The sequence below is a fragment of the Gaiella occulta genome, assembly GCF_003351045.1.
Lineage (GTDB): Bacteria > Actinomycetota > Thermoleophilia > Gaiellales > Gaiellaceae > Gaiella > Gaiella occulta.
This window is the reverse complement of the sequence record NZ_QQZY01000001.1, coordinates 498,860-519,978: the sequence shown is the minus strand read 5'-3', so window position 1 is coordinate 519,978 and position 21,119 is coordinate 498,860. Positions and strand designations below refer to the sequence as shown.

The 21,119-nt window shown below is 70.7% G+C and carries 25 protein-coding genes; 13 read left to right on the top strand and 12 right to left on the bottom strand.

Annotated features, from left to right (window positions below):
- Window positions 1-40: 40 nt before the first annotated feature.
- From Gocc_RS02705 to Gocc_RS02695, 3 genes are read left to right on the top strand one after another with little or no spacing between them, the layout of a single operon-like run.
- Window positions 41-862 carry an ABC transporter permease gene (locus Gocc_RS02705; protein WP_220150406.1) on the top strand — a complete coding sequence of 274 codons (822 nt, stop codon included), beginning with the start codon at window positions 41-43 and terminating at the stop codon, window positions 860-862.
- Window positions 859-1,653: an ABC transporter permease gene (locus tag Gocc_RS02700; protein WP_114795150.1), complete on the top strand. Its 795-nt coding sequence runs from the start codon at window positions 859-861 to the stop codon at window positions 1,651-1,653. The genes Gocc_RS02705 and Gocc_RS02700 overlap by 4 nt, the downstream gene beginning before the upstream one ends.
- Window positions 1,654-1,655: 2 nt before the next feature.
- Window positions 1,656-2,759 carry an ABC transporter ATP-binding protein gene (locus tag Gocc_RS02695; RefSeq protein WP_114794971.1) on the top strand — a complete coding sequence of 368 codons (1,104 nt, stop codon included), beginning with the start codon at window positions 1,656-1,658 and terminating at the stop codon, window positions 2,757-2,759.
- Between the two features lie 15 nt (window positions 2,760-2,774).
- Here Gocc_RS02695 and Gocc_RS02690 read toward each other — a convergent pair whose 3' ends face one another.
- The 3 genes from Gocc_RS02690 to Gocc_RS02680 are packed head-to-tail and all read right to left on the bottom strand — an operon-like array spanning window position 2,775 to window position 4,813.
- On the bottom strand, window positions 2,775-3,473 hold the full coding sequence (locus Gocc_RS02690) for an MgtC/SapB family protein (protein WP_220150405.1): 699 nt from the start codon (window positions 3,471-3,473) through the stop codon (window positions 2,775-2,777).
- A gap of 12 nt (window positions 3,474-3,485) precedes the next feature.
- A complete protein-coding gene (locus Gocc_RS02685) occupies window positions 3,486-4,166 on the bottom strand; it encodes a glycerophosphodiester phosphodiesterase (RefSeq protein WP_181813304.1) in 681 nt (226 codons plus the stop codon).
- A 2-nt stretch (window positions 4,167-4,168) separates the two neighbouring features.
- Window positions 4,169-4,813, bottom strand: coding sequence for an HAD family hydrolase (locus tag Gocc_RS02680; protein WP_114794969.1), 645 nt, complete (start codon window positions 4,811-4,813; stop codon window positions 4,169-4,171).
- A 28-nt stretch (window positions 4,814-4,841) separates the two neighbouring features.
- Between Gocc_RS02680 and Gocc_RS02675 the strand changes: the two genes are divergently transcribed.
- Window positions 4,842-5,663: an EamA family transporter gene (locus tag Gocc_RS02675; protein ID WP_147281163.1), complete on the top strand. Its 822-nt coding sequence runs from the start codon at window positions 4,842-4,844 to the stop codon at window positions 5,661-5,663.
- Here Gocc_RS02675 and Gocc_RS02670 read toward each other — a convergent pair whose 3' ends face one another.
- Window positions 5,664-6,434 (bottom strand): IclR family transcriptional regulator, encoded by a 771-nt coding sequence (locus tag Gocc_RS02670; protein ID WP_114794967.1) that lies wholly within the window; start codon window positions 6,432-6,434, stop codon window positions 5,664-5,666.
- Window positions 6,435-6,488: 54 nt separating this feature from the next.
- Between Gocc_RS02670 and Gocc_RS02665 the strand changes: the two genes are divergently transcribed.
- The 8 genes from Gocc_RS02665 to Gocc_RS02640 all read left to right on the top strand — a co-directional run bounded on the left by Gocc_RS02665 (window position 6,489) and on the right by Gocc_RS02640 (window position 11,164).
- A complete protein-coding gene (locus Gocc_RS02665; RefSeq protein ID WP_114794966.1) occupies window positions 6,489-7,802 on the top strand; it encodes an NAD(P)/FAD-dependent oxidoreductase in 1,314 nt (437 codons plus the stop codon).
- 109 nt (window positions 7,803-7,911) lie between these two features.
- Window positions 7,912-8,124: a hypothetical protein gene (locus tag Gocc_RS02660; protein WP_114794965.1), complete on the top strand. Its 213-nt coding sequence runs from the start codon at window positions 7,912-7,914 to the stop codon at window positions 8,122-8,124.
- On the top strand, window positions 8,117-8,437 hold the full coding sequence (locus Gocc_RS02655; RefSeq protein ID WP_114794964.1) for a PepSY domain-containing protein: 321 nt from the start codon (window positions 8,117-8,119) through the stop codon (window positions 8,435-8,437). The genes Gocc_RS02660 and Gocc_RS02655 overlap by 8 nt, the downstream gene beginning before the upstream one ends.
- A 127-nt stretch (window positions 8,438-8,564) precedes the next feature.
- Window positions 8,565-10,022, top strand: a complete 1,458-nt coding sequence (locus tag Gocc_RS02650) for an ammonium transporter (protein ID WP_114794963.1) — start codon at window positions 8,565-8,567, stop codon at window positions 10,020-10,022.
- Between the two features lie 9 nt (window positions 10,023-10,031).
- Window positions 10,032-10,268 carry a hypothetical protein gene (locus Gocc_RS02645; protein ID WP_114794962.1) on the top strand — a complete coding sequence of 79 codons (237 nt, stop codon included), beginning with the start codon at window positions 10,032-10,034 and terminating at the stop codon, window positions 10,266-10,268.
- Between the two features lie 16 nt (window positions 10,269-10,284).
- Window positions 10,285-10,437: a hypothetical protein gene (locus Gocc_RS15925; RefSeq protein WP_181813303.1), complete on the top strand. Its 153-nt coding sequence runs from the start codon at window positions 10,285-10,287 to the stop codon at window positions 10,435-10,437.
- A gap of 94 nt (window positions 10,438-10,531) precedes the next feature.
- On the top strand, window positions 10,532-10,696 hold the full coding sequence (locus Gocc_RS15920; RefSeq protein ID WP_181813302.1) for a hypothetical protein: 165 nt from the start codon (window positions 10,532-10,534) through the stop codon (window positions 10,694-10,696).
- A gap of 87 nt (window positions 10,697-10,783) precedes the next feature.
- A complete protein-coding gene (locus Gocc_RS02640) occupies window positions 10,784-11,164 on the top strand; it encodes a universal stress protein (RefSeq protein WP_114794961.1) in 381 nt (126 codons plus the stop codon).
- Between the two features lie 125 nt (window positions 11,165-11,289).
- Here Gocc_RS02640 and Gocc_RS02635 read toward each other — a convergent pair whose 3' ends face one another.
- From Gocc_RS02635 to Gocc_RS02615, 5 genes are all read right to left on the bottom strand, one after another.
- The gene (locus Gocc_RS02635) at window positions 11,290-12,699 is read right to left on the bottom strand and encodes an FMN-binding glutamate synthase family protein (protein WP_114794960.1); all 1,410 of its coding nucleotides are present in this window, start codon (window positions 12,697-12,699) and stop codon (window positions 11,290-11,292) included.
- Window positions 12,699-13,412, bottom strand: coding sequence for a GltB/FmdC/FwdC-like GXGXG domain-containing protein (locus tag Gocc_RS02630; RefSeq protein ID WP_114794959.1), 714 nt, complete (start codon window positions 13,410-13,412; stop codon window positions 12,699-12,701). Before Gocc_RS02630 ends, Gocc_RS02635 begins: the two co-directional genes overlap by 1 nt.
- Entirely contained in the window at window positions 13,412-14,317 is a 906-nt protein-coding gene (locus Gocc_RS02625) for a class II glutamine amidotransferase (RefSeq protein WP_114794958.1), read from the bottom strand. The genes Gocc_RS02630 and Gocc_RS02625 overlap by 1 nt, the downstream gene beginning before the upstream one ends.
- Window positions 14,318-14,439: 122 nt before the next feature.
- On the bottom strand, window positions 14,440-15,804 hold the full coding sequence (gene glnT, locus Gocc_RS02620) for a type III glutamate--ammonia ligase (RefSeq protein ID WP_114794957.1): 1,365 nt from the start codon (window positions 15,802-15,804) through the stop codon (window positions 14,440-14,442).
- A 75-nt stretch (window positions 15,805-15,879) separates the two neighbouring features.
- On the bottom strand, window positions 15,880-17,550 hold the full coding sequence (locus Gocc_RS02615) for a GAF domain-containing protein (protein ID WP_114794956.1): 1,671 nt from the start codon (window positions 17,548-17,550) through the stop codon (window positions 15,880-15,882).
- Window positions 17,551-17,682: 132 nt separating this feature from the next.
- On the opposite strand from Gocc_RS02615, the gene Gocc_RS02610 reads away from it, so the two are divergent.
- Window positions 17,683-18,096 (top strand): universal stress protein, encoded by a 414-nt coding sequence (locus Gocc_RS02610; protein ID WP_114794955.1) that lies wholly within the window; start codon window positions 17,683-17,685, stop codon window positions 18,094-18,096.
- Here the strand turns inward: Gocc_RS02610 and Gocc_RS02605 are convergent.
- The 3 genes from Gocc_RS02605 to Gocc_RS02595 form a co-directional block, all read right to left on the bottom strand.
- Complete coding sequence (locus tag Gocc_RS02605; RefSeq protein ID WP_114794954.1) at window positions 18,044-19,231, bottom strand: MFS transporter; 1,188 nt, start codon at window positions 19,229-19,231, stop codon at window positions 18,044-18,046. The two genes, Gocc_RS02610 and Gocc_RS02605, sit on opposite strands and share 53 nt — an antisense overlap.
- A 285-nt stretch (window positions 19,232-19,516) precedes the next feature.
- Window positions 19,517-19,798: a hypothetical protein gene (locus tag Gocc_RS02600; protein WP_147281162.1), complete on the bottom strand. Its 282-nt coding sequence runs from the start codon at window positions 19,796-19,798 to the stop codon at window positions 19,517-19,519.
- A gap of 132 nt (window positions 19,799-19,930) precedes the next feature.
- Window positions 19,931-21,088 carry an aminotransferase class V-fold PLP-dependent enzyme gene (locus Gocc_RS02595; protein ID WP_114794952.1) on the bottom strand — a complete coding sequence of 386 codons (1,158 nt, stop codon included), beginning with the start codon at window positions 21,086-21,088 and terminating at the stop codon, window positions 19,931-19,933.
- Between the last annotated feature and the right edge of the window lie 31 nt (window positions 21,089-21,119).

Below are 21,119 nucleotides of genomic sequence, written 5' to 3'. Positions count from 1 at the left end.
CCTACCCGGCCGGGGGCGGCGTTCGCTTGCCTGGATCGGCGTGCTGCCGTTCTTCGCGTACGCCCTCTTCTTCCTGCTCCTGCCTGCGGGCAACGTGCTCACGGGCGCGTTCCAGAGCGGCAAGGACGGCGGGTTCACGTTCGACAACGTGGCGGCCCTCTTCGACGAGCCGTACCGCACCGCCTTTCGCAACAGCATCGAGGTGAGCCTCGTGACCGCCTTCCTCGGCGGCATCGTCGGCCTCCTGATCGCGTATGCCGCCATCCGCGACGGCTCGCCACGGTGGATCCGCACCGCCCTGACGACGTTCTCCGGCGTCGCGGCGAACTTCGCGGGCATCCCGCTCGCCTTTGCGTTCATCGCCACGCTCGGGACGATCGGGGTGGTGACCCAGTTCATGACCGAGCGGCTCGGCCTCAACCCGTACGAGCACGGCTTCTCGCTGTTCTCCAAGACGGGTATCGAGATCGTCTACCTGTACTTCCAGATCCCGCTCATGATCCTCGTGATCTCGCCCGCCGTCGACGGGCTGCGACGCGAGTGGCGGGAGGCATCCGCGAGCCTCGGCGCAAACGCGTTCGAGTTCTGGCGCTACGTCGGCTTCCCCATCCTCTTCCCGTCGCTGCTCGGCGCGATCGTGCTGCTCTTCGGCAACGCGTTCGCCGCGTACGCCACCGCGTACGGGCTCACCGGCGGCGGCGTCAGCCTCGTTCCGATCGTCATCGGCTTCTTCCTGAGCGGCGACGTGCTGGACGACCCGCACCTCGGGCAGGCGCTCGCGTTCGGGATGTTCGCGGTGCTCGGAGTGATGATGCTGATCTACGTCCCGCTCCAGCGCATCAGCTCGAGGTGGGTGCGATGACGCCGCGCCGCTTCATCGCGCCGTCTGCGGTCGTCTGGCTCGCGATCGGGGCCGCCTACTTCCTGCTTCCGCTCGTCGCGACGCTGCTGTTCAGCCTGAAGAACGACCAGACGGGTCTGTGCTGCACGCTCGCCAACTACGGCACGATCCTCCACGACCCGGAGTTCTGGCGCACGATCAAGCTGTCGGCCGTCGTCGCGCTCGAGACGATCGCGATCGCGCTCGCGCTGCTCGTCCCCACGATCTACTGGGTGCATCTGAAGCTGCCGCGCCTGCGTCCCGTGATCGGCTTCCTCGCGCTCGTCCCGTTCGTGGTGGCGCCGATCATCCTCGTCGTCGGCTTGCTGGACTTCTACCGGGGCACGCCGTCGTGGTTCTATGCCGAGCCGTACGGCTTCCTCGTCGGCGCCTACGTCATCCTCTCCTTCCCGTACATGTACTTCTCGCTCGACACCGGCTTCCGGTCGATCGACGTGCACACCCTCACCGAGGCGTCGCAGAGCCTCGGCGCGAACTGGCGGACGACGCTGCTGCAGGTGATTCTCCCGAACATCAAGGGAGCGGCGCTCGCCGCTGCCTTCCTGACGCTCGCGATCGTGATGGGCGAGTTCACGATCGCGAGCCTCGCCCAGTTCAAGACGTTCCCGGTCTACATCCAATACATCAACCAGAACAAGGCCTACCCCGCGGCGGCGGTGACCCTCCTCGCCTTCGGCATCACATGGGCGGCGATGCTCGCCCTCCTGTTCGTCGGCCGCGGCCGCCAGGCCCAGAACGGAGGTACGAGATAGCGATGGCAAGCGTCGAACTGCATGGGCTCCACCGGCGGTTCGGCGAGGTCGTCGCCCTCGCCGGTATCGACCTGAACGTCCCGAGCGGTGAGTTCCTCTCTCTGCTCGGCCCGTCCGGCTGCGGCAAGACGACCGCGCTCCGGCTGATCGCGGGCTTCGACCGCCCGACCTCCGGCCGGGTGCTGATCGACGGCAAGGACGTGACCGGCGTGCCGCCCAACCGCCGCGACATCGGGATGGTCTTCCAGGCCTACAGCCTGTTCCCGAACATGACCGCGGAGCGCAACGTCGAGTTCGGACTCAGGATTCGCAAGCAGTCGCGTGCGCAACGGCGCGCGCGGGCGGCCGAGCTGCTGGAGCTGATCGGGCTCGGCCACGCCGGCAAGCGCTACCCCCATCAGCTCTCCGGCGGCATGCAGCAGCGGGTCGCCCTCGCGCGCGCGCTCGCGATCGAGCCGAGCGTGCTCCTCCTCGACGAGCCCCTGTCGGCGCTTGACGCCAAGGTGCGCGTGCAGCTGCGCGAGGAGATCCGCCGCATCCAGCTCGAGCTCGGGATCACGACGATCTACGTCACGCACGACCAGGAGGAGGCGCTCTCGATCTCCGACCGCGTCGCCGTCATGTACGGCGGCAAGATCGAGCAGATCGGGTCGCCGGCCGAGATGTACGGGTCGCCTGCGACACCGTTCGTGGCCGAGTTCATCGGCACGATGAACCGCCTCGTGGCGACGGTCGGCGACGGCGGCACGATCGACTATGCCGGAGCGCGCTTCCGCGTCGACGCGGCCCGCGACCTGCCGCGCGGCGAGAAGGTGCTGTGCCTCGTCCGCCCCGAGACGGTCGACATCGTGCCGGTGGGCGACGGCACGAGGGGCGACGGCACGATCGTCGGCGAGGTGGTCGCACGCACCTTCCTCGGCTCGGTCACCCGGGTGCGCGTCGAGGACGACGGCGCACGCAGCCTCACCGCCGACCTCTCGAGCGCGCAGGCGGAGCCGCTGAGCGTGGGCACGCGGGTCGTCGCCGGCTTCCCGGCGGACGCGGCGCGGCTGCTCAGCCTCGCGGAGAGCGACGTCCGGCCGGAGCCGTCCGTCCAGGTGGCCTAGGGCCCGTCCCGGGCCTCACCAGTCGACGGAGGAGACGCTCTCGTCGGAGGCGACCAGGTCGGCGACCTGCGAGGCCCGCAGCCCGCCGGGCAGCTCGCACTCGACGGTCAGCCAGCGTCCCTCCTCCTCGTCGTCGCGCAACTCGACACGCCGTACCGAGGCGCCGACCTCCTGGACGATGCCGAGCACCGGCCAGGCGGAGGCGCCTTCGACGAGGCTGACCCGTAGCACGCAGTGATCGTGCCGGATGTTGGTGACGAGCGAGCGTCCGACCACGCGCAGCGGCCCGAGGCCGACGAGGACGACGATGGTGGTGACGCCGGCGGCGACGAACATCCCCGCCGCACAGGCCATTCCGATCGCGGCGACGACCCAGAGCGTCGCGGCGCTCGTCAGCCCGCGCACCGACATGCCGCTGCGGATGATCGCCCCCGCCCCGAGGAAGCCGATGCCGGTGACGATCTGGGCCGCGATCCGGGTCGGGTCGGTGCGCACGACGGCGGGTCCGGCGGCGATGAGGTCGTGGAAGCCGTAGGCGCTGATGAGCGTGAACAGGGCGGATCCGAGGCCGACGAACAGGTGCGTGCGCAGCCCCGCCGCGCGATCGCGGATCTCCCGCTCCAGGCCGATCGCGAGCGACAGCCCGCCCGCCTCCACGAGGCGCAGCAACAGCTCGCCGTTCGAGAGCGTCGGATAGACAGCGGCAACCAGCACGAGATAGGAAGCCTACGCCAGGTCGGCGCCACCGCGCTCGCCGAAGGAGGCGAGGCCGCGCCGCACGAGATCGGGGCGGTCGCTGAAGATCCCGTCGGCGCCGAGAGCCGCGAGCGCGCGCGCCCGCTCCGGCTCGTTGACCGTGTAGACGAGCGCCTGCAGGCCGTGGGCGCGGGCACGTGCGAGCCCGCGCGCGCTGGCACGGCGGTCGTCGAAGCCGGCGGCCCAGGCGTAGCGCGCAGCCGCGCGGATCGAGACGCCGAACCCCACGTGCTGCACGGTGCGCAGCTCGGGGCGCAGCCGCCTCGTCTCCAGGATGGCGGCCTGCTCGAACGAGACGACGACCGCGTCCGCATCGAGCAGCTCGACCGTGCGGGCGACGATGTCGTGGCGGCGATAGAGACGGGGGCTCTTCAGCTCGGCCATGACGCCGATCCTCCCGGACGTGAGCGCGAGCACCTCCTCGAGCGTCGGGATGCCGAGCTCGCGCAGCTCCGCAAGCGGACGGTCGCGCAGCGGGCCTGTCGCCGGCGTCAGACGGTCGAGCTCGAGGTCGTGGAAGACGACGAGCCCGCCGTCGCGGGACGCCTGCACGTCGAACTCGACGTACTCGGCGCCGACCGCTATCGCACGCTCGAAGGCGGCCGGCGTGTTCTCGCGCTCGTCATACGACGCGCCCCGATGGGCGATCACGATCATCCGACGAGTCGGCGCACGACGGAGACGTCGATGCCCGGCACGATCTCGTCGGCGCGGGCGAGCCGCTCCGCGGGCAGCGTGCCGCCGACCGCGATGCAGCGCAGCCCCGCCGCCTTCGCCGAGGCGACGCCCGCCTCGGTGTCCTCGAAGGCGACGACCTGGGCCGGCTCGAGCTCGCCGCCGAGCAGCTCGAGCGCACGCAGGTAGCCGGCGGGGTGCGGCTTGCCGTCCGTGACGTCGTCGGCCGTCACGACGGCCGAGAACAGCGATGCGATCCCCGCCGCCTCGATGACGGGCTCGATCTCGGCTCGGAAGGCGCCGGACACGATCGCGACGGGCACACGGGCGGCGGCGTGGCGGACGGCGGCGCGCACCTCCTCGCTCACCGTGTGGCCGTTGCCCGCCCTCGCGCGGTAGCGGTCGACTCGCTCCACCATCAGCGCCTCGAGCTCCGACCCGCGCACGCCGAGCCAGCCGCTGATGATCGCCTCCTCGCTCAGGCCCGCGAGCTGCCCGTAGTAGTCGGCGGGGGCGAGCGGCCTCCCGTGCCGTGCGAACATCTCCCCGTAGATCGCGCACAGCACCGGCTCGTCGTGCGAGAGGGTGCCGTTGAAGTCGAAGATCAAGGCCGCGGCCGCCATCCAGGGGAATAGCCTAACCTGCCCGGTGGTGCCGCTCCCCGCTCTCCTGCTCGCGCTCGCCGCCGCGTTCCTGCACGCCTTCTGGAACCTGCTGCTCGCGCGCGCGCGCGACCCCGAGAGCGCGACGGCGATCGCGCTCGTCACGGCGGTCGTCGCGTTCGCGCCGGTGACGGCTGCGACGTGGCGTCTGGACGCGCGCGTGTGGCCGTTCATCGCCGTCACCTCCGTCCTCCAGCTCATCTACTTCGCGCTCCTCGCGACCGCCTACCGCAAGGCCGAGCTGTCGTTCGTCTACCCGCTCGCACGCGGCCTCGCGCCGGTGCTCGTGCTCGTCGTCGGCGGCACCGCGCTCGCTCAGGCGACCTCCGCCGCCCAGGTGGCCGGGGTCTTCCTCGTCGCCGCCGGTGTCCTCCTCGTGCGCGGCCTGCGCCGGCCCTCCCGCTCCGGGGGTCTCGCCTTCGCGCTCGGAATCGCGGCCTGCATCGCCGCCTACACCCTGCTCGACAAGCACGGCATCCGCTACGCCGCGCCGATCACCTACCTCGAGCTGAGCATGATCCCGGCGACGATCGGCTACGCCGGCACGGTGCTGCTCGTCAAGGGACGGGCGCGCGTCCGCGCCGAGCTCGGTTTCCCCGCCGTCCTCGCCGGTCTCGCCACGTTCGCCGCCTACGCTCTCGTGCTCGCCGCGCTCGAGCGCGCCTCGGCCGCCTCCGTCGCGGCCGTGCGCGAGACGAGCGTCGTGCTCGCGACCGCGCTCGCCGCTCCCCTCCTGCGCGAGCGCGTCACGCGCTCGCGCCTCGCCGGCGCGGCGCTCGTCGCCGCCGGGATCGCGCTCCTCGCCTCGTGATCACGGTTCTGCGCCGTCGCCGCCGATCGCGCCCGACACCGCGGCGGCGCGCTCGCGCAGCACGGGGAGCGAGGCGTCGATGGCAGCGGGGGTGAAGCGGGACGCCGGCCCCTGCACGCCGATGACGGCGACGAGGTCGCCGCGGCTGTCGCAGACCGGGGCGGCGACGGCGTTGAGGTCGTCCTCCCGCTCTCTCAGCGCGACGGCGTAGCCGCGCTCCCGCACGACGGCGATCTCGCGCGCGAGCGCCGCACGGTCGGTGATGGTGCGCGCGGTGTAGGGCCGCAGCCTTCCCGGCGGCAGCTCCACCTCGCCGAAGGCGAGCGCGACCTTGCCGGTTGCCGTCGCGTGCGCGACGCTCGGGCGACCGAGCCGCGCGACGCTCTGCACCGACGACGGGCTCTGCACGAAGTCGACGGTGATCGCGTCGGGATCTCCGGGCACGGACAGGGTGGCGGTCTCCCCGGTCGCGTGCGACAGCGCCCGCAGGTGCGGGCGCGCGAGATCGCGCACGTCGAGCCCGGCGAGGGCGGCGTTGCCGAGCTCGACGAGCCGCGGACCGAGCCTGTAGCGCCCCGTCTCCTCCACGTGCGCGACGAGACCCGCCGCCACCAGGGTCGCGAGCTGGCGCGAGGCGGTGCTCGCGTTGAGGCCCGTGCGCCGTGCCACCTCGTTCGTCCCCAGCTCGCCGCCGACCAGCGCGTCGAGCACGGCGACCGCCCGCTCGACGGCGGCGACGTGACGGGTGGCTGGAGATCCGGTGCGGGCCATGGTACGGTTATAGGGTCTTATTTTGACACACTGTTGCCCGGGAGGCAATTACTCATGATCCCCGTTTCGTCTCAGTATGTCGTCGTCGGCGCCGGCATCCACGGTCTCTCGACCGCCTACCACCTCGCCGGGGAGCTCGAGGCGCGCGGTGCCGGGTCGGGCGCGGACATCGTAGTGCTCGACAAGGCCCGCCCGGGCGCCGGCGCGTCCGGCATCGCCTGCGGCGTCGTGCGCAACAACTACTTCCAGCCGGCGATGAGCGAGCTCATGCAGGCCTGCGTCGAGGTGTGGGAGTCGGACGCGGCCGCCTACCACTACAACCCGGTCGGCTACATCGCGCTCGGGCCGAAGGCGCAGGAGAGCGACCTCGTCGCCGTGTTCGAGCGCCAGGAGCGCATCGGCTACCGCTCGGAGCTGATCGTGGGCGAGAGCGCGGTCACGGCGCACATGCGGAAGCTGTTCCCCGACTGGCGCGCCCGCGGCGTCACCGTCTGCCTGCACGAGCACCAGGGTGGCTTCGCGTTCAACCAGGAGTCGGTGCAGGGGCTCGTCGACAAGTGCACCGGCGCGGGCGTGTCCGTGCTCTCCGGCGTCGAGGTGACGGGGATCGAGCTCGGCGCCGGCGACGTCGCCACCGCGGTCGAGACCGACCACGGCCGCATCGCGATCGGCGAGCAGCTCGTGATCGCGCCCGGCCCGTGGGCCCAGCACTTCTGGCGCATGCTCGGGCTGCCCGACACGATCGACGTGCGCACGCCCGCGGGCGACGTGCGGCACGACGTGCGCATGTGGACGTACTGGAACCTGCAGGAGGGCGAGATCACGGTCGACCCGCTCATGTTCGCGACGGCCGACGGCGGCGCCCCGCCCGTGATCCACCTCGACACCGACGCGCCCCTGACCGGCGACGACGGGAAGCTGGTCACCGACGAGCTCTGGGGCATCTACTTCAAGCGCGACCGCCACGGCGTGCAGGGCGGCGCCTCGCCGCTCACGGTCGACGGCGACGTGCAGCTCGACCCGTACCCCTCCACCACGGACGTCGACCCGGGCTTCCCCGACATGTGGTGCGCCGCGCTCTCCCACGCGATGGCGCGCTTCGAGGGCTGCCGGCCGCTCTACAAGCAGGCGCGCTCGGGCGGCGTCGGCTCGTTCAGCGCCGACAACTTCCCGGTGTTCGACTACCTGAAGCCGAACGTCTACGCGATCCTCGACTCGAACCACGGCTACAAGATGATCGGCGTCGGGCGCGAGGTGGCGAAGGTACTGCAGGGCGAGCACTCGAGCCTGCTGTACCCGTTCCGCTTCGAGCGCTTCGCGACGGGCGACCTGCACCCCGTCTCGAACTCGCCTTATCCCTGGAGCTGACCCGAAGAGATCGAGGCCGGCGCCGCCGCGATCTCCCGGGCGGACACGAGGGTGGGTTCTGCACGCCCGGCCCCTTGCGCGCCGACGCCCGCTGCCCGAGGATGCGCTCGTGCTCGTCTTCCTGTTGCTCGGCTACGCACCGTGGGTGCTCGTGCTCACGCTCGCCGTCGCGCTCTATCTCACGGTGATCGAGCTGCGCGAGCTACGGCCGCATTACGTGTGGTGGTTCTGGTGGCTCCTGCTCGTGCTCATGACACATTTCGTCGGCTATCTGCTCTTGCGTGGCTATGTCGTCGTCCGCAGACGCCAGGCGCGTGGATAGCGCCCGGCGCGATCTCCGCGACAGCTGGGCGTTCCGGCTCGCTGCGGTCGGCATCGTACTGCTCGCCGCGCTCCTCGTCGCACGAGGTTGCGCGTCGTCCGATCGCACCGTCTCGCAGCAACAGGCCGAGAAGATCGCCCGGGCCGCGGTCTCGTTCACCCCGGATCGGATGCAGATCCGCCTCGTCCAGCAGGGTATCCCTCCGCGCGCGGTGTGGGCAGTCTCGCTCTACGACGTCGACGCGGACGGCAATCCGACCCGGTACCGCGTCGTGCGGGTCGACGGGCGAACCGGCGCGGTGCTCGAGCCGTAGCCCTCCACGGCTATGTAACAAACCTCCACATGCTGCCCGTCAACGATAGCCCGGCTCCCCATAGATGCCCGACACGGCGTTTCGTAGGCTCGGCTCTCGTTAGCCGAAGCGGCCTGAGGGAGGGCGCATGGGTTCGTCGCTGATGTCGTTGCTCGCGGAGACGACAATTCAGGATCTCGAAAGGCAGATCAAGCTCGACTCGCAGATCCTGACCGAGCAGTTCTACTTCTTCACGGTCGTTGTCATGTGGCTGATCCACGCCGGCTTCATGGCATACGAGGCAGGCATCGCACGGCGCAAGAACGTCATGTCGACGGCGATGAAGAACATCCTCACGATCGCCGTGGTCACACCGACGTTCTACTACTTCGGCTGGTACGTGTACGGCTGCTTCCAGGAAGGCTGGCCGAAGAGCGGGCACGCAAGCCCGGACGCTCTGCCGGGATTCTGCGGCCTGACCGCGCCGTGGAGCGCAGGCCTGGGGCCGAATCTCCAGGATCACGTCAGCCTCGTCTTCTTCCTCGCCTTCCTCCTCTTCTCGTGGACAACCGGCTCGATCATGTCGGGAGCGCTCATCGAGCGTGTCCGCCTCTCCGCCTATCTGATGCTGACGATCGTGCTCGGGTCGTTCGTGTGGATCATGGACGCGGCGTGGGGATGGAGCTCCGGCGGCTGGCTCGTGACGCGCTTCGGCTTCCACGACGCGATCGCGTCTCTCGTCGTGCACGGCGTGGCCGGCGCCTTCACGCTCGGTGTCCTGCTCAACCTCGGCCCACGGATCGGCAAGTACGACGTCGCGGGTAGAGCAAGGAGCTTCAGACCGCACAACACGCACATGACGCTGCTCGGGCTGATGTTGATCTTCACGGGCTTCTACGGCTTCTACGCAGCGTGTCTCGTGATCCAGTCCACCGTCTTCCCGGGCTGGCTCAACATCTATCTCTCGCCGACGACGCTCGGGGCGATCGCAATGGTGATCACGATCGGGTTCGCCGGAGGGTTCACCGGCGCCTGGTTCGCGAGCAAGGGCGATCCGTTCTGGACGCTGTCGGGCGGCCTTGCGGGCGTGATCGCCGTCTCCGCCGGCGCCGACGTCTATCATCCGTCGCTCGCCTACCTCCTCGCGGCCTCCGGTGGCATGCTGGCGGTGTGGGTCGGCACCTGGATCGAGAAGAAGCTCCGGCTCGACGATGCCGTCGGCGCGGTCGCCGTGCACGGGTTTTGCGGCTTCTACGGCGTCTTCCTCGTCGGCATCTTCGCGGGCGGATACCCCACGGGGATCAACAACATCCCCGTCTCGTTCGGCGGCCAGCTGATGGGGATGATGGCCTTCCTGCCGCTCGCCTTCCTGCCCGGGTACGTCCTCAGCTGGGTGCTGAAGAAGCTGAACCTGCTGCGCGTGCCGCCGGAGGTCGAGCTCGAGGGCCTCGACCTGGCCGAGTTCCAGCAGGACTTCTACCCGGAGTTCGAGCGCGTGCCGGAGGTGATCGTGACGCCCGACGGCGACGAGGTCGAGGCAGCGCCGATCCTGCTCGACGCCTACCACTCGGCTACGCGCAAACAGACCGTCAAGGTCGGAGCATAAGGAGGCCCGATGTTCAACAGCTTCCCCTACGACAAGTGGAGCGAGGACATCGCCGAGTTCTGGACCTGGGGCGGCGCCAACTCGACCGGCACCTACATCCTCACCGTGCTCGGAATCATCCTCATGGTCGCAGCCGTGATCGGATTCGTGACCATGGAGAACGGCAAGCTCGAGCATCAGGCCGCCGCGCTTCGCGCTTCGGGCGCTCTCGGCCCAGTCGAGCCCACCCCGCCGAGCGCGGCGTAGAGAGGAGGATCATCCGTTGGCAGGCAAGCAGATCGACTTCCCCCCGCAGCAGAAGGAGGACAGCCGGGTCGCGCCGTTCATGATCGGCCTCTCGCTCCTGTGCGTCGTCGTCGTCGTCGCGATCCTGTTGACCGACCGCGGTGGCCCCTTCATCGGCCCTTGGGGTTGAGCACGAGTCATTGGCCCGGCTCTACCTTCACTGCGCTCTCTGCAACCGAAAGCAGGCCGACGGCCTGCTTTCGGGCGCTGCGTGGGGGCGACTCGTGCTCCCACCCGGCGCCGTGATCGACCATCCCGGGCTCCAGGGTGCCGCGCTGCGCGTCTGCCCGACCTGCATCGGGCGGCACCCGAACTGGGGCTCCGAGCTCCGCCGGTCGCTCGGCCTGGGCGACAGCGACCACGACGTGCCGCTCGCACAGAGTCAGTAGAGAGCCGCGCGCACGAACCGGGGGTTTCCCCGATCACCAGCGCCGCGGCGTCCTCGATAGTTCGGTGTGACCCCGAAAGGAGACCTGATGAAGACGATCGTCGTCGGCTACAACGAGTCCGACCCCTCCGACCGTGCGATCGAGCGTGCTGGTGAGATGGCACGCCGCTACGGTGCGCGACTCGTGGTGACGAGCGTCGTTCCCGTGCTGATCGGCGGCGAGAGTCGCGACGACGGCTCCGACCTGCGGAACGCGGGCTCCCTCCTCGAGAAGATGGGCGTCGAGGCAGAGCTCGTGGAGGCGGTCGGCGACCCGGCGGAGGCGATCGTCGAGGTCGCCGAGGCGAATGGGGCGGATCTGATCGTCGTCGGCACGCGCGAGCCGAGCATGGTCGAGCGGCTTCTCGGCCACTCCGTGAGCGAGAACGTGCAGCGCAGGGCCCGCTGTGACGTCCTGATCGTCCACTAGGGCCGACAACAGTCCCACGGTGTTGCCGTGCTCGTCGACGTCGGTCGTGTAGACGGGCCGGAACCGGCCTCGGTCGAGATCCTCGAGACGAGCGGCGCCGAGCGGCTCGGGTCGGCGGCCCGCCGCTACCGGCGGGCGGCCGGACGGTCTCGCTCGCCCGCAACGCGGGGCGCGACCCTGACCGCGAGCTCGTCGATGAGCGGCAGCTGCATGCCGGCGAGGGGCACGCGCGCCATCAGCGACGCCTCGATCGTGAGCGCGACGAGGTCCTCGGGCTCGAGGTTGTGCACGTGCGACTTGCCGCAGGCGCGCGCGAGCGTCTGCGTCTCGAGCGTCAGGACGCGCAGGTAGTTCGCGACCTTGCGGCCCCCGAGCACGGGGTCGAAGCGGGATGCGAGCTCGTCGTCCTGGGTCGAGATGCCGGCCGGGTCACGGCCCGCCTGCCAGTCGTCGTAGAACCCGGCCGAGGTGCCGATCTTGCGGTATTCGGTCTCGTAGTCGGGGCTGTTGTCGCCCATCGCGATCAGCGCCGCCGTGCCGATGGAGACGGCGTCGGCACCGAGCGCGAGCGCCTTCGCGACGTCCGCCCCGCTGCGAATGCCGCCCGAGACGACCAGCTGCACCTCGCGGTGGAGGCCGAGCTCCTGCAGCGCCTGCACGGCAAGGGGGAGCGCGCACAGCGTCGGAATCCCGACGTGCTCGATGAACACGTCCTGGGTGGCGGCGGTGCCGCCCTGCATGCCGTCGACGACGATCACGTCGGCGCCCGCCTTCACCGCGAGCTGCACGTCGTAGTACGTCCGCGTGGCGCCGACCTTGACGAAGATCGGCTTCTCCCAGTCGGTGATCTCGCGCAGCTCGCCGATCTTGATCTCGAGATCGTCGGGGCCCGTCCAGTCCGGGTGCCGGCAGGCGCTGCGCTGGTCGATCCCCTTCGGCAGGTCGCGCATCGCCGCGACCCGGTCGGAGATCTTGTGGCCGAGCAGCATGCCGCCGCCGCCGGGCTTCGCCCCCTGGCCGACGACGACCTCGATCGCGTCGGCCTTGCGCAGGTCGTCGGGGTTCATGCCGTAACGGGACGGCAGCAGCTGGTAGACGAGCAGCTTCGAGTGGCCGCGCTCCTCGGGCGTCATGCCGCCGTCGCCGGTCGTCGTCGAGGTGCCGACCTCGGTGGCGGCCCGTCCGAGCGCCTCCTTGGCGGGGGCGGAGAGGGCGCCGAAGCTCATGCCGGCGATCGTGATCGGGATCTTCAGCTCGAGCGGCTTCGACGCGAAGCGCGTGCCGAGCGTGACGTTCGTGTCACAGCGCTCGCGGTAGCCCTCGAGCGGGTAGCGCGAGACGCTCGCGCCGAGGAAGAGCAGGTCGTCGAAGTGCGGCAGACGGCGCTTGGCGCCGAACCCGCGGATGTCGTAGATGCCCTCCCGTGCGGCCCGCTGGATCTCGGCGATCACGTTGCGGTCGAACAGCGCCGACTCGCGCAGGCCCGGCTGCCACTCCCCGCCGCGAGAGCTCTCGCCCGGAAGGGTCGCCGCCATCAGTAGGCCCCCGCGTTGTCGACCTTGAACGTGTAGAGCTGCCTCGCCGACCCGTAGCGCCGGAACTCCTCCGCGGCGGCGTCGTCGATCCCCGCCCGGGCGAGCAGCTCCCGCACCTCTTCGACGTGCTCCGCGCGCATCTCCTTCTCGATGCAGTCGGCGCCGAGCCCCGCCACCTCTCCGCGTACGTAGAGGCGCGCCTCGTAGATCGAGTCGCCGAGCGAGTCGCCCGCGTCGCCGCAGACGACCAGACGGCCCGTCTGCGCCATGAACGCGCTCAGGTGGCCGACCGAGCCCCGCACGACGATGTCGACGCCCTTCATCGAGATCCCGCAGCGCGCGGCGGCATCGCCGTGGACGACGAGCAGGCCGCCGTGCGCGGAGGCGCCCGCGGACTGGCTCGCGCCGCCCTCGACGACGACCGTGCCCGACATCATGTTCTCCGCGAGACCGGTGCCGGCATTGCCCTTCACCCGCACGCTCGCGTGCTGGTTCATGCCGGCGCAGTAGTAGCCGACGTGCCCGTCGATCTCGACCTCGAGCTCCGCATCGAGCCCGCAGGCGACCGCGTGCGCGCCGCGGGGATTGACGATGCGCCAGCGTGCCGGCCCGGCGCCCGTCCGCCCCACGTCGTGGAGGCGCTGGTTCAGCTCGCGCAGGGGCGTGACGGCGAGGTCGACGACCTCGGTGGCGAGCGCGGCGTCGGCGACCATCAGACGACCGCCTTCTCCCACACGTACACGACGCCGGGCTCCGGCTCCCACATGCGGGCCTCGTCGGCGCCGGGCAGCACGGCGATCGCGTGGTACTCGGACGCCATCGCGACCCAGTCGTCGGTCTCCGCGAGGACGGCCGGCTTGCACGCGATCGGGTCGCGCAGCACGGCGAATCCGTCGGCAGTCCCGACCGCGAACGTGTAGAAGCCGTCGAGATCGTCGAGGCAGCCCTCGAGCGCCTGCTCCAGCGACGCGCCCTCGCGCAGCCGCCATGCGAGGTAGCCGGCCGCGACCTCGGTGTCGTTCTCGGTCTGGAACTCGATGCCCTCGCGCTGCAGCTTGCGCCGCAGGGTGTTGTGGTTCGAGAGGGAGCCGTTGTGGACGAGGCAGAGGTCGAGGCCGGTCGAGAACGGATGCGAGCCCTCCGTCGTCACGCGGCTCTCCGTCGCCATACGGGTGTGGCCGAGAGCGTGCGTGCCCTGCAGATCCGTGAGGCGGAACTGCTCGGCGAAGACCTCGGGTCGCCCCACCTCCTTGTAGATCTCGATCACGGTGCCGGCGCTCATGACCCGAAGCTCGGGATGGTGACTCCGCACCCAGGACTCGGCCTCCCCGGCGTCGGCGTCGACGAGGACGACGGCATGGCTGGCGCGCACGCTCTTCTCGTGCGCGGCGCCGAAGGTGCCGGCGAGCTCGGCGCAGAGATCTCCCCACTGCTGTGCGGGATCGGCCGAGTAGAGGGTCAGCTTGCTCGAGCCGGGTGGCGCCGGGTCGTGGTAGACGGCGACGCCCGCGCTGTCCGGGCCGCGGTTGGACATCTGCGCGAGCATCGCCGCGAGGTGCACGCCGAGACGCTGCTCGAGCTCAGGCGATTTGGCGAACAGTCCGACGATCCCGCACATCCCCGCTCCTTCTATGGACGAAAGATCTACTGCCGCGTCCCGGCGCCTTCACACTATGCGCTGGAAACAGCGCCGTTTCCCACAATCTTCTCGAACGCATATGGAGCTATCTTCCATACGCGTCAGAAGCGGGTGAGGTACTCCCGGATCTCCCAGGGGGTCACCTGCTCGTGGTAGCGGAACCATTCGTCGCGCTTGACGCGGAGGTAGTAGTCGACGTACTCCTCGTTCTCGCGCGTGCGGCCGAGCGCCGCGCGCAGGACGTCGTCCCGCTCGAGCTCCTCCACCGCCTCGTGCAGCGTCGCAGGGAGCGAGCGCAGGCCGCGGCCGACGAGCTCCTCGTACGGGAAGCTGTAGAGGTTCTCCGCGTTGGGCTCGCCCGCGTCGAGCTTGTTGGCGATGCCGTCGAGGCCGGATGCGAGCACCGCTGCCGCCGCCAGGTACGGGTTGCACGATCCGTCGACGGTGCGGTCCTCGATGCGCCCGGGCGCGGGGATGCGCAGCATCTGCGTGCGGTTGTTGTAGCCGTACGAGATCCACACGGGCGACCAGGTGGCACCGCTCGCGGTCGAGCCGAGCTTCAGCCGCTTGTACGAGTTCACCGTCGGCGCCGTCAGCGCGCTGTAGGCGCGCGCGTGCGCCTTGAGCCCGCCGATGAAGTTGTAGGCGCACTCCGACAGGCCGAGCCCGCGCGAGTCGCCCTCGTCGAGGAAGACGTTGACGCCGTCCTTCCACAGCGACATGTGGAAGTGGGCGCCGTTGCCGGTGAGAGTCGTGAACGGCTTCGGCATGAACGTCGCCACGACGCCGTGCTGCTCGGCGAGCGTGTGCACCATGTAGCGGAAGAAGATCGCGCGGTCGCAGGTGACGAGGGCGTCGGCGTACTCGAAGTTCTGCTCGAACTGGCCATTCGCGTCCTCGTGGTCGTTCGCGTAGTTGCCCCAGCCGAGCTCGTTGCAGTACCTCGACACGCGCGTGAGGAACTCGTACTGGCGGGTGAGGCCGGCCATGTCGTAGCAGGGCTTCTCGAGCGTGTCGCGCTTGTCGGCGATCTCGATCGTGCCGTCCGCGTTGAGCTGCACGAGGAAGTACTCGAGCTCGATCCCGATCTTGAACTCGTAGCCCTGCTCCGCGGCCTGCGCGAGCACGTTGCGGAGAACCGTGCGCGGGCAGTACGGCCAGGCCTCGCCCTCGACGGTCACGTCGCAGGCGAAGCGCGCGAGGTTCGGCTGCCAGGGGACGGGCGTGAAGCTGTCGAGGTCGGGGATCGCGGCGATGTCCGGGTCGCTCGGCAACTGCCCGATCTCGCCGGCAGCGAAGCCGGCGAAGCCGGCGCCGTCCTCGACGAGGGAGTCGAGCTGCGCCGCCGGCACGAGCTTGGCGCTCGGCCGGCCGTACATGTCCACGAACTGCGCGAAGATGAACTCGATCTCCCTGTCCGCGATCGTCGAGCGGATCTGCTCGAGCCGGGCCGCGTCGCTTGCCATTCGTCCTCCTCCTCGTTCGGTGAGCGGTTCCTATCACTCCCGCGGCCGGGGGGACATAGAGCGAACCTCCACCCTCTACGAGGGAGGTGTGTCGGAAGCACCCAGCGCGAGCTGCAGCCGTACGAGCTTGACGGCGATCTCGACCATCAGCCAGTCGTCGCGGCGCAGGTCGATGCCCGAGAGCTCGCCGATCCGGCGCAGGCGCTGTCGCAGCGTGTTCGGATGGACGTAGAGCGCTTCCGAGGTGGCGCTGATGTTGCCGCGCCGGTGCAGGAACTCCTCGAGCGTCCGCAGCAGCGAGGCGCTTCGCTGCCGGTCGTAGTCCGCGAGCCGGGAGACCGCCTCGATCGTCGCGTCGCGGATGCCGCCCTCGAGCGCGATCCGGAGGATGTACTTGTAGGCGCCGAGGTCGTCGAAGCCGAGCACGGACGCCTCGCGCTTGAGCACGGTGCTGCCGAGCAGCGCCTGGCGCGCCTCCTCGAACCCCTCGCGGAACGTGCCGATGCCCGTGCACGGGCTCGACAGCCCGATCGCCACGGGAGCCGTCTGGGCGGCGTGCACGCGCCGGACGCTCGCGGCGACCCGCTCCGGCCCTGCGGCCGGGACACGCAGGAGCCCGCGGAGGGTCGTGCCGCGCCGGTCGAACAGCGAGCCCGGCAGAAGGGCCGCCAGGGCGGGCTCGAGGGCCTCGTCGGCGGGATCGGCGGCGAGCACGATGTAGGGCAGGTCGAAGTCGCAGCCGAGCCGGGCCGCGCGGCCCTCGACGTCTGCGCCCACCCTTCCGGCGGCGAGATCCTCGAAGAAGTCCTTGATCAGGTTCTTCTCCGTCAGGCGCTCGATGAGCTGGATCTTCTTGATCCCGACCGCCGTCTGGCTCGCGACCGCACGCGCGAGATCGGCGGCGGCGCTGGCCTCGGCGACGAGCAGGCCGAGCAGCTCGTCGCCGGCGACGAGAGGGACCGCGACCTGCGACGCCCGGCCGCCGCGCGCGAGCTCCGAGCCGAGCTCGGCCAGTCTGAGCGTCGCCCGCGCGGGCGCCCGCGCGGGCGCGGAGGCGTGGAGCGTCAGATCCTCGCCCCCGGGCTCGAGCAGGTACACGTGGCAGGCGGATGCCGCCAGCAGGTCGACGGCGCGGGAGGCGACCTCGGGCACGAGCTCGTCGAGCGACCGTGCGCCGGCGATCGCCTCGGCGAGATCCGCGATCGCCTCCAGCTCACGGACGCGCGTGCGCATCTCCTCGTACAGCCGCGCGTTCTCGATCGCTCCTGCGACGAGCGACGCGCTCGTGACGAGGAACTCGACCTCGCCCTGCGTGAACTCGCGCGGCGCCTCGGTGTGGGCGCTGATGACGCCGATCACGGTGCCGTCGCGTGCGGCGATGGGAACGCTGAGGAGCGACTGGAACCGCTCCTCCTCGAGCTCGGGAACGTATTCGACGCGAGGGTCGTCGAGCAGGTTGTCGGGGATGAACGCCGGCTCGTTGTGCTGGGCCGCCCACCAGGCGAGACCCTTGCCGCGCTCCAGCACGATGCGCCCGATCAGATGCTCGTACGGCTCTCCCGCGGCCCGCAGCACGAGTTGCTCGCCGCCGTCGTCGAGGAGGTAGACGAAGCACGCGTGCACGGCGCTCGCGTCGGAGAGCAGCCGCACGACCGCGCGCAGCACCTCGTCGAGCTCGATGCTGGAAGCGACCGTCGAGATGATGCGCGTGAGCACCGTGTCCATGTCGGCTGCGGCGCGCTTCACGGGTGCATCGTAGGCCGCTCCGAGCTCGCGCGCGACCCGTGGGGAACCCGTGCCGGACCGCGGTTTTCCCCCGTTGCGCGTCGCGCCGGCACGCGCTGTACTACGGTCGACACCCGAGAGAAGGAGGCAGGCATGAAGACCATCGTTGTCGGGTACGACGACACCGAGCCGGCCAAGCGCGCGCTCGAGCGCGCCGCCGCGATCGCGCAGGCGTTCGGATCGAAGGTGATCGTCACGAGCGTGGCGCCGCTCGCGGCGCCGGTCGGCCGCGGCATGGGTCCCATCGACCCGGTCGACTCTCCCGAGCTGCACGCGGAGGAGCTCGCCCAGGCCCGCAAGATCCTCGAGGGGCACGGGCTCGACGCCGACTTCGTGTCGGCGCTCGGGGAGCCTGCGGACACGATCGTCGAGCTCGCGGAGGGGCGCGGCGCCGATCTGATCGTCGTCGGCACGCGCGAGCCGGGAATCGTGCAGCGCCTGCTCGGCCTGAGCGTCAGCGGCGCCGTCGCACGACATGCGCACTGCGACGTCCTGATCGTGCACTGATGTGGGGGCGGCGCTCGCCGGCTGCGGCGAGCGCCGCCGCTGCGAGCGCCAGTGATCCCAGGCCGACGGACGCGACCCCCGTCCAACCCCATCTCTCCCACGCAACGCCGGGGAGGTATGCACCGAGGGCGCCGGCGCCGTAGTAGGTGCTGAAGTAGAGCGCGCTCGCGGAGCCGCGGTCGGCGAGGGCGGCGTCGCCGACGCCGAGCTGGGTCGCCGTGTAGCCGGCGAACATCGCCGCCGCCACGAGCGCGAGCCCGGGAACGACGAGCGGCAGCCGGTCGGAGAGCGTCAGCAGCAGCCCCATGGCGGACGCCGCCAGCGCGAGCGCGGTGAGCCGGCGCCAGCCGACCCTGTCCGCGGCCCGGCCGGCCAGCGGGCCCGTCAGCCCCAGCAGCCAGAGCACGAAGACGAGGCTCGCCGCCGCCGCCGAGTACGAGAAGGGCGGCTGCTCGAGCCGGTAGACGACATAGGTGAAGGTGCCGACGAACGCGAAGAACAGCGACCCGCCTGCAACGGCGACGGCGAGCAGGCGGCCGTTGAGCAGGTGGCGGAGCGCGCCGTGGCCGCGCGCGGGCGGCGGCGGCTCGGGCAGCGAGCCACGCATCGCCGCCGCCGCGGCGAGCGGGAGGACGACGAGGAAGCCGATCGCCGCCCGCCAGCCGACGAGCGAGCCGGCGAGTGCCACGCCCAGACGCCCGAGCAGCCCGCCCGCGACGAGCGCGGACACGTAGTACCCCATCGCCCGGGAGCCGATTCGCGGTACGAAGGCCTCGACGACGTACGGGGCTCCCACCGCGAGCAGCCCCGGCATGCAGAGCCCCTGGAGCGCGCGGAACGCGAGCAGCGCGTCGAACCCGGGTGCGAGCGCAACCCCGATCGTCGGCGGCACGAGCAGCAGGCTTGCGAGCCGGATCGTGCGCGTGCGGCCGATCCGGTCGGAGACCGGCCCCCACACCCAGCCGCCGAGGGCGACCGCGCCGACGACAACGGAGACCGACAGCCCGGCCCGCGACGGGCTCACGCCGAAGTCGCGCGACAGCTCGGGCAGGATCGCCTGCGTCGAGTACATCGTCGCGAACATCCCTGCCGCGCCGAGCATGAATCCGGCGAGCGCCCTCGACACAGGTGTCATCTGCGGCCCGCCACCCGGGGAAGGGTACGGCGGCGCGGGCGACTACCGCCTGCGCAACCGTGAAGGCGGACATGTCCGCCGTTTCGCGGCGAACGCCCTCGCGAGCTCCTGCCGGCACGACGTCGGCCGTCTCCGGGACCACCATCGCCTCACCGACGGCGGCAGGGACATGACGGCCGCCTGCCTGTTCGAGATCAGGCGGGCGGGCGGGTCAGGAGCGGGAGGGTGCCGGCTCGGCGCTCGACGACGGCGCAGGGCGTCCCGTGGCGCGATGCCGATAGATCCTCAGAACCCGCCGCCGCCCGGACCGCCCGAGCAGTCGGCTCTGTCGGCCGCGAGCACGAAGTCGGGGTTGTTCTTCCGGCCGTGCCCGGGTGCCGTTCCGTCGAAGTGGCCTGCGAGAGCGCTCTCGCTCACGTCGATGAGCACGTACGGGTTGCTCGCCGAGGCCGTCCCGTGACAGAGGCGCACCTTGGCACCGTCGGACGCCTGGGCGGCCACCGTGAGGGCGGCGCCGGCGAACCCGAACGCGACGACCGTGAGCTTGGCCCTGCTGATTCGTCTCATGCTGTTCTCCTCCGCCGCGTTGGTGGGACGTCCGTCGTACCCTACGAACGACGACGGCATCCGGCGATCGCTAGGACGGGGGATCCGAGAGCGAGGCGGACGGCGCGGTAGGGCGACGGCAGGAAGCCGCGCTCAGTGGCGGGCGACGGCCCCCAGGTGGCGCTCGTAGGCGCCGCTTGCGACGATGTCCCCGATCTGCTCGATCGTGAAGCGCAGCTCGTCGTCGCTGCTGAAGAAATGGGGTCCGAGGCGGATGCCCGCGTCCGGCCGGAAGTCGCAGAGGATCTGCCGCTCCGCGAGCTCTTTGTGGACGGCGGGAAACTCCGGCACGTGCACCGTGACGGTGCCGCCGCGCCGCGACGGCTCGCGTGGGCTTCGCACCTCGAAGCCCGACGCGTCGGCGAGGTCGATCAGCAGTTGCGTCTGTCGCAGCGAGTTCTCCCTGATGCGGTCGACGCCGACCTCCTCGATGAGGTCGTACCCGGCGGTGGCCGCGTACAGCGCGGGCACGTTGGGCGTGCCGGTGAGGAAGCGCGCCGCCCCCGGGGCATAGTCCATCTCCTCCTCGAACCCGAACGGGCGCTCGTGCGCCTGCCAGCCGGTGAAGGTGGGCTCCAGCCGCTCGGCAAGGTCGGGGCGCACGTAGAGCCAGCCGTTCCCGGGCCCGCCGCACAGCCACTTCACCGAGCCGCCGACCGCGAAATCGACGTTCAGCGCGGTGACGTCGAAGGGGATGATGCCGGCCGACTGGTAGCTGTCGAGGATCACGTGCGCCCCCACCTCGTGAGCGCGCCGGATGATCGGCTCCACGTCCTGGATCTCGCCGGTCTTGAACAGCACATGGCTGATGGGGACGAGCAGCGTGCGCTCGTCGATCGCGTCGACGATCGCCGCGTCGTCCTGGCAGACGACGACCTCGATGTCCGGCTGCGCCTGGTAGAGGTAGCGCACCGACGGGAAGTTGGCCCGCTCGTAGACGACGCGGTTGCGGGCCGGGTCGATCGGAAAGAAGCAGGAGAGCACGATCGCCTCGGCGATCGCGACGTTCTGGTGCATCACGGTCGAGCCGGGAGCGGCGCCGATGATGCGCCCGATCTGGTCTCCGACCGTCATGGGCATCGTCCACCAGCCCTCGCCCCACGCCCGGATGCCGCGCTCCTTCCACATGCGCGCGTACTCGGCGAGGCGCTCCTCCGCCTTGCCGGGCATCGCCGCAAGCGAGTGGTTGATCAGGTAGGTCGTGTGCTCCAGGATCGGGAACGCAGAGCGGTACTCGAGGAGGTCGCGCATGCCGGGAAGCTTAGGGAACGAGCGAGGGGGC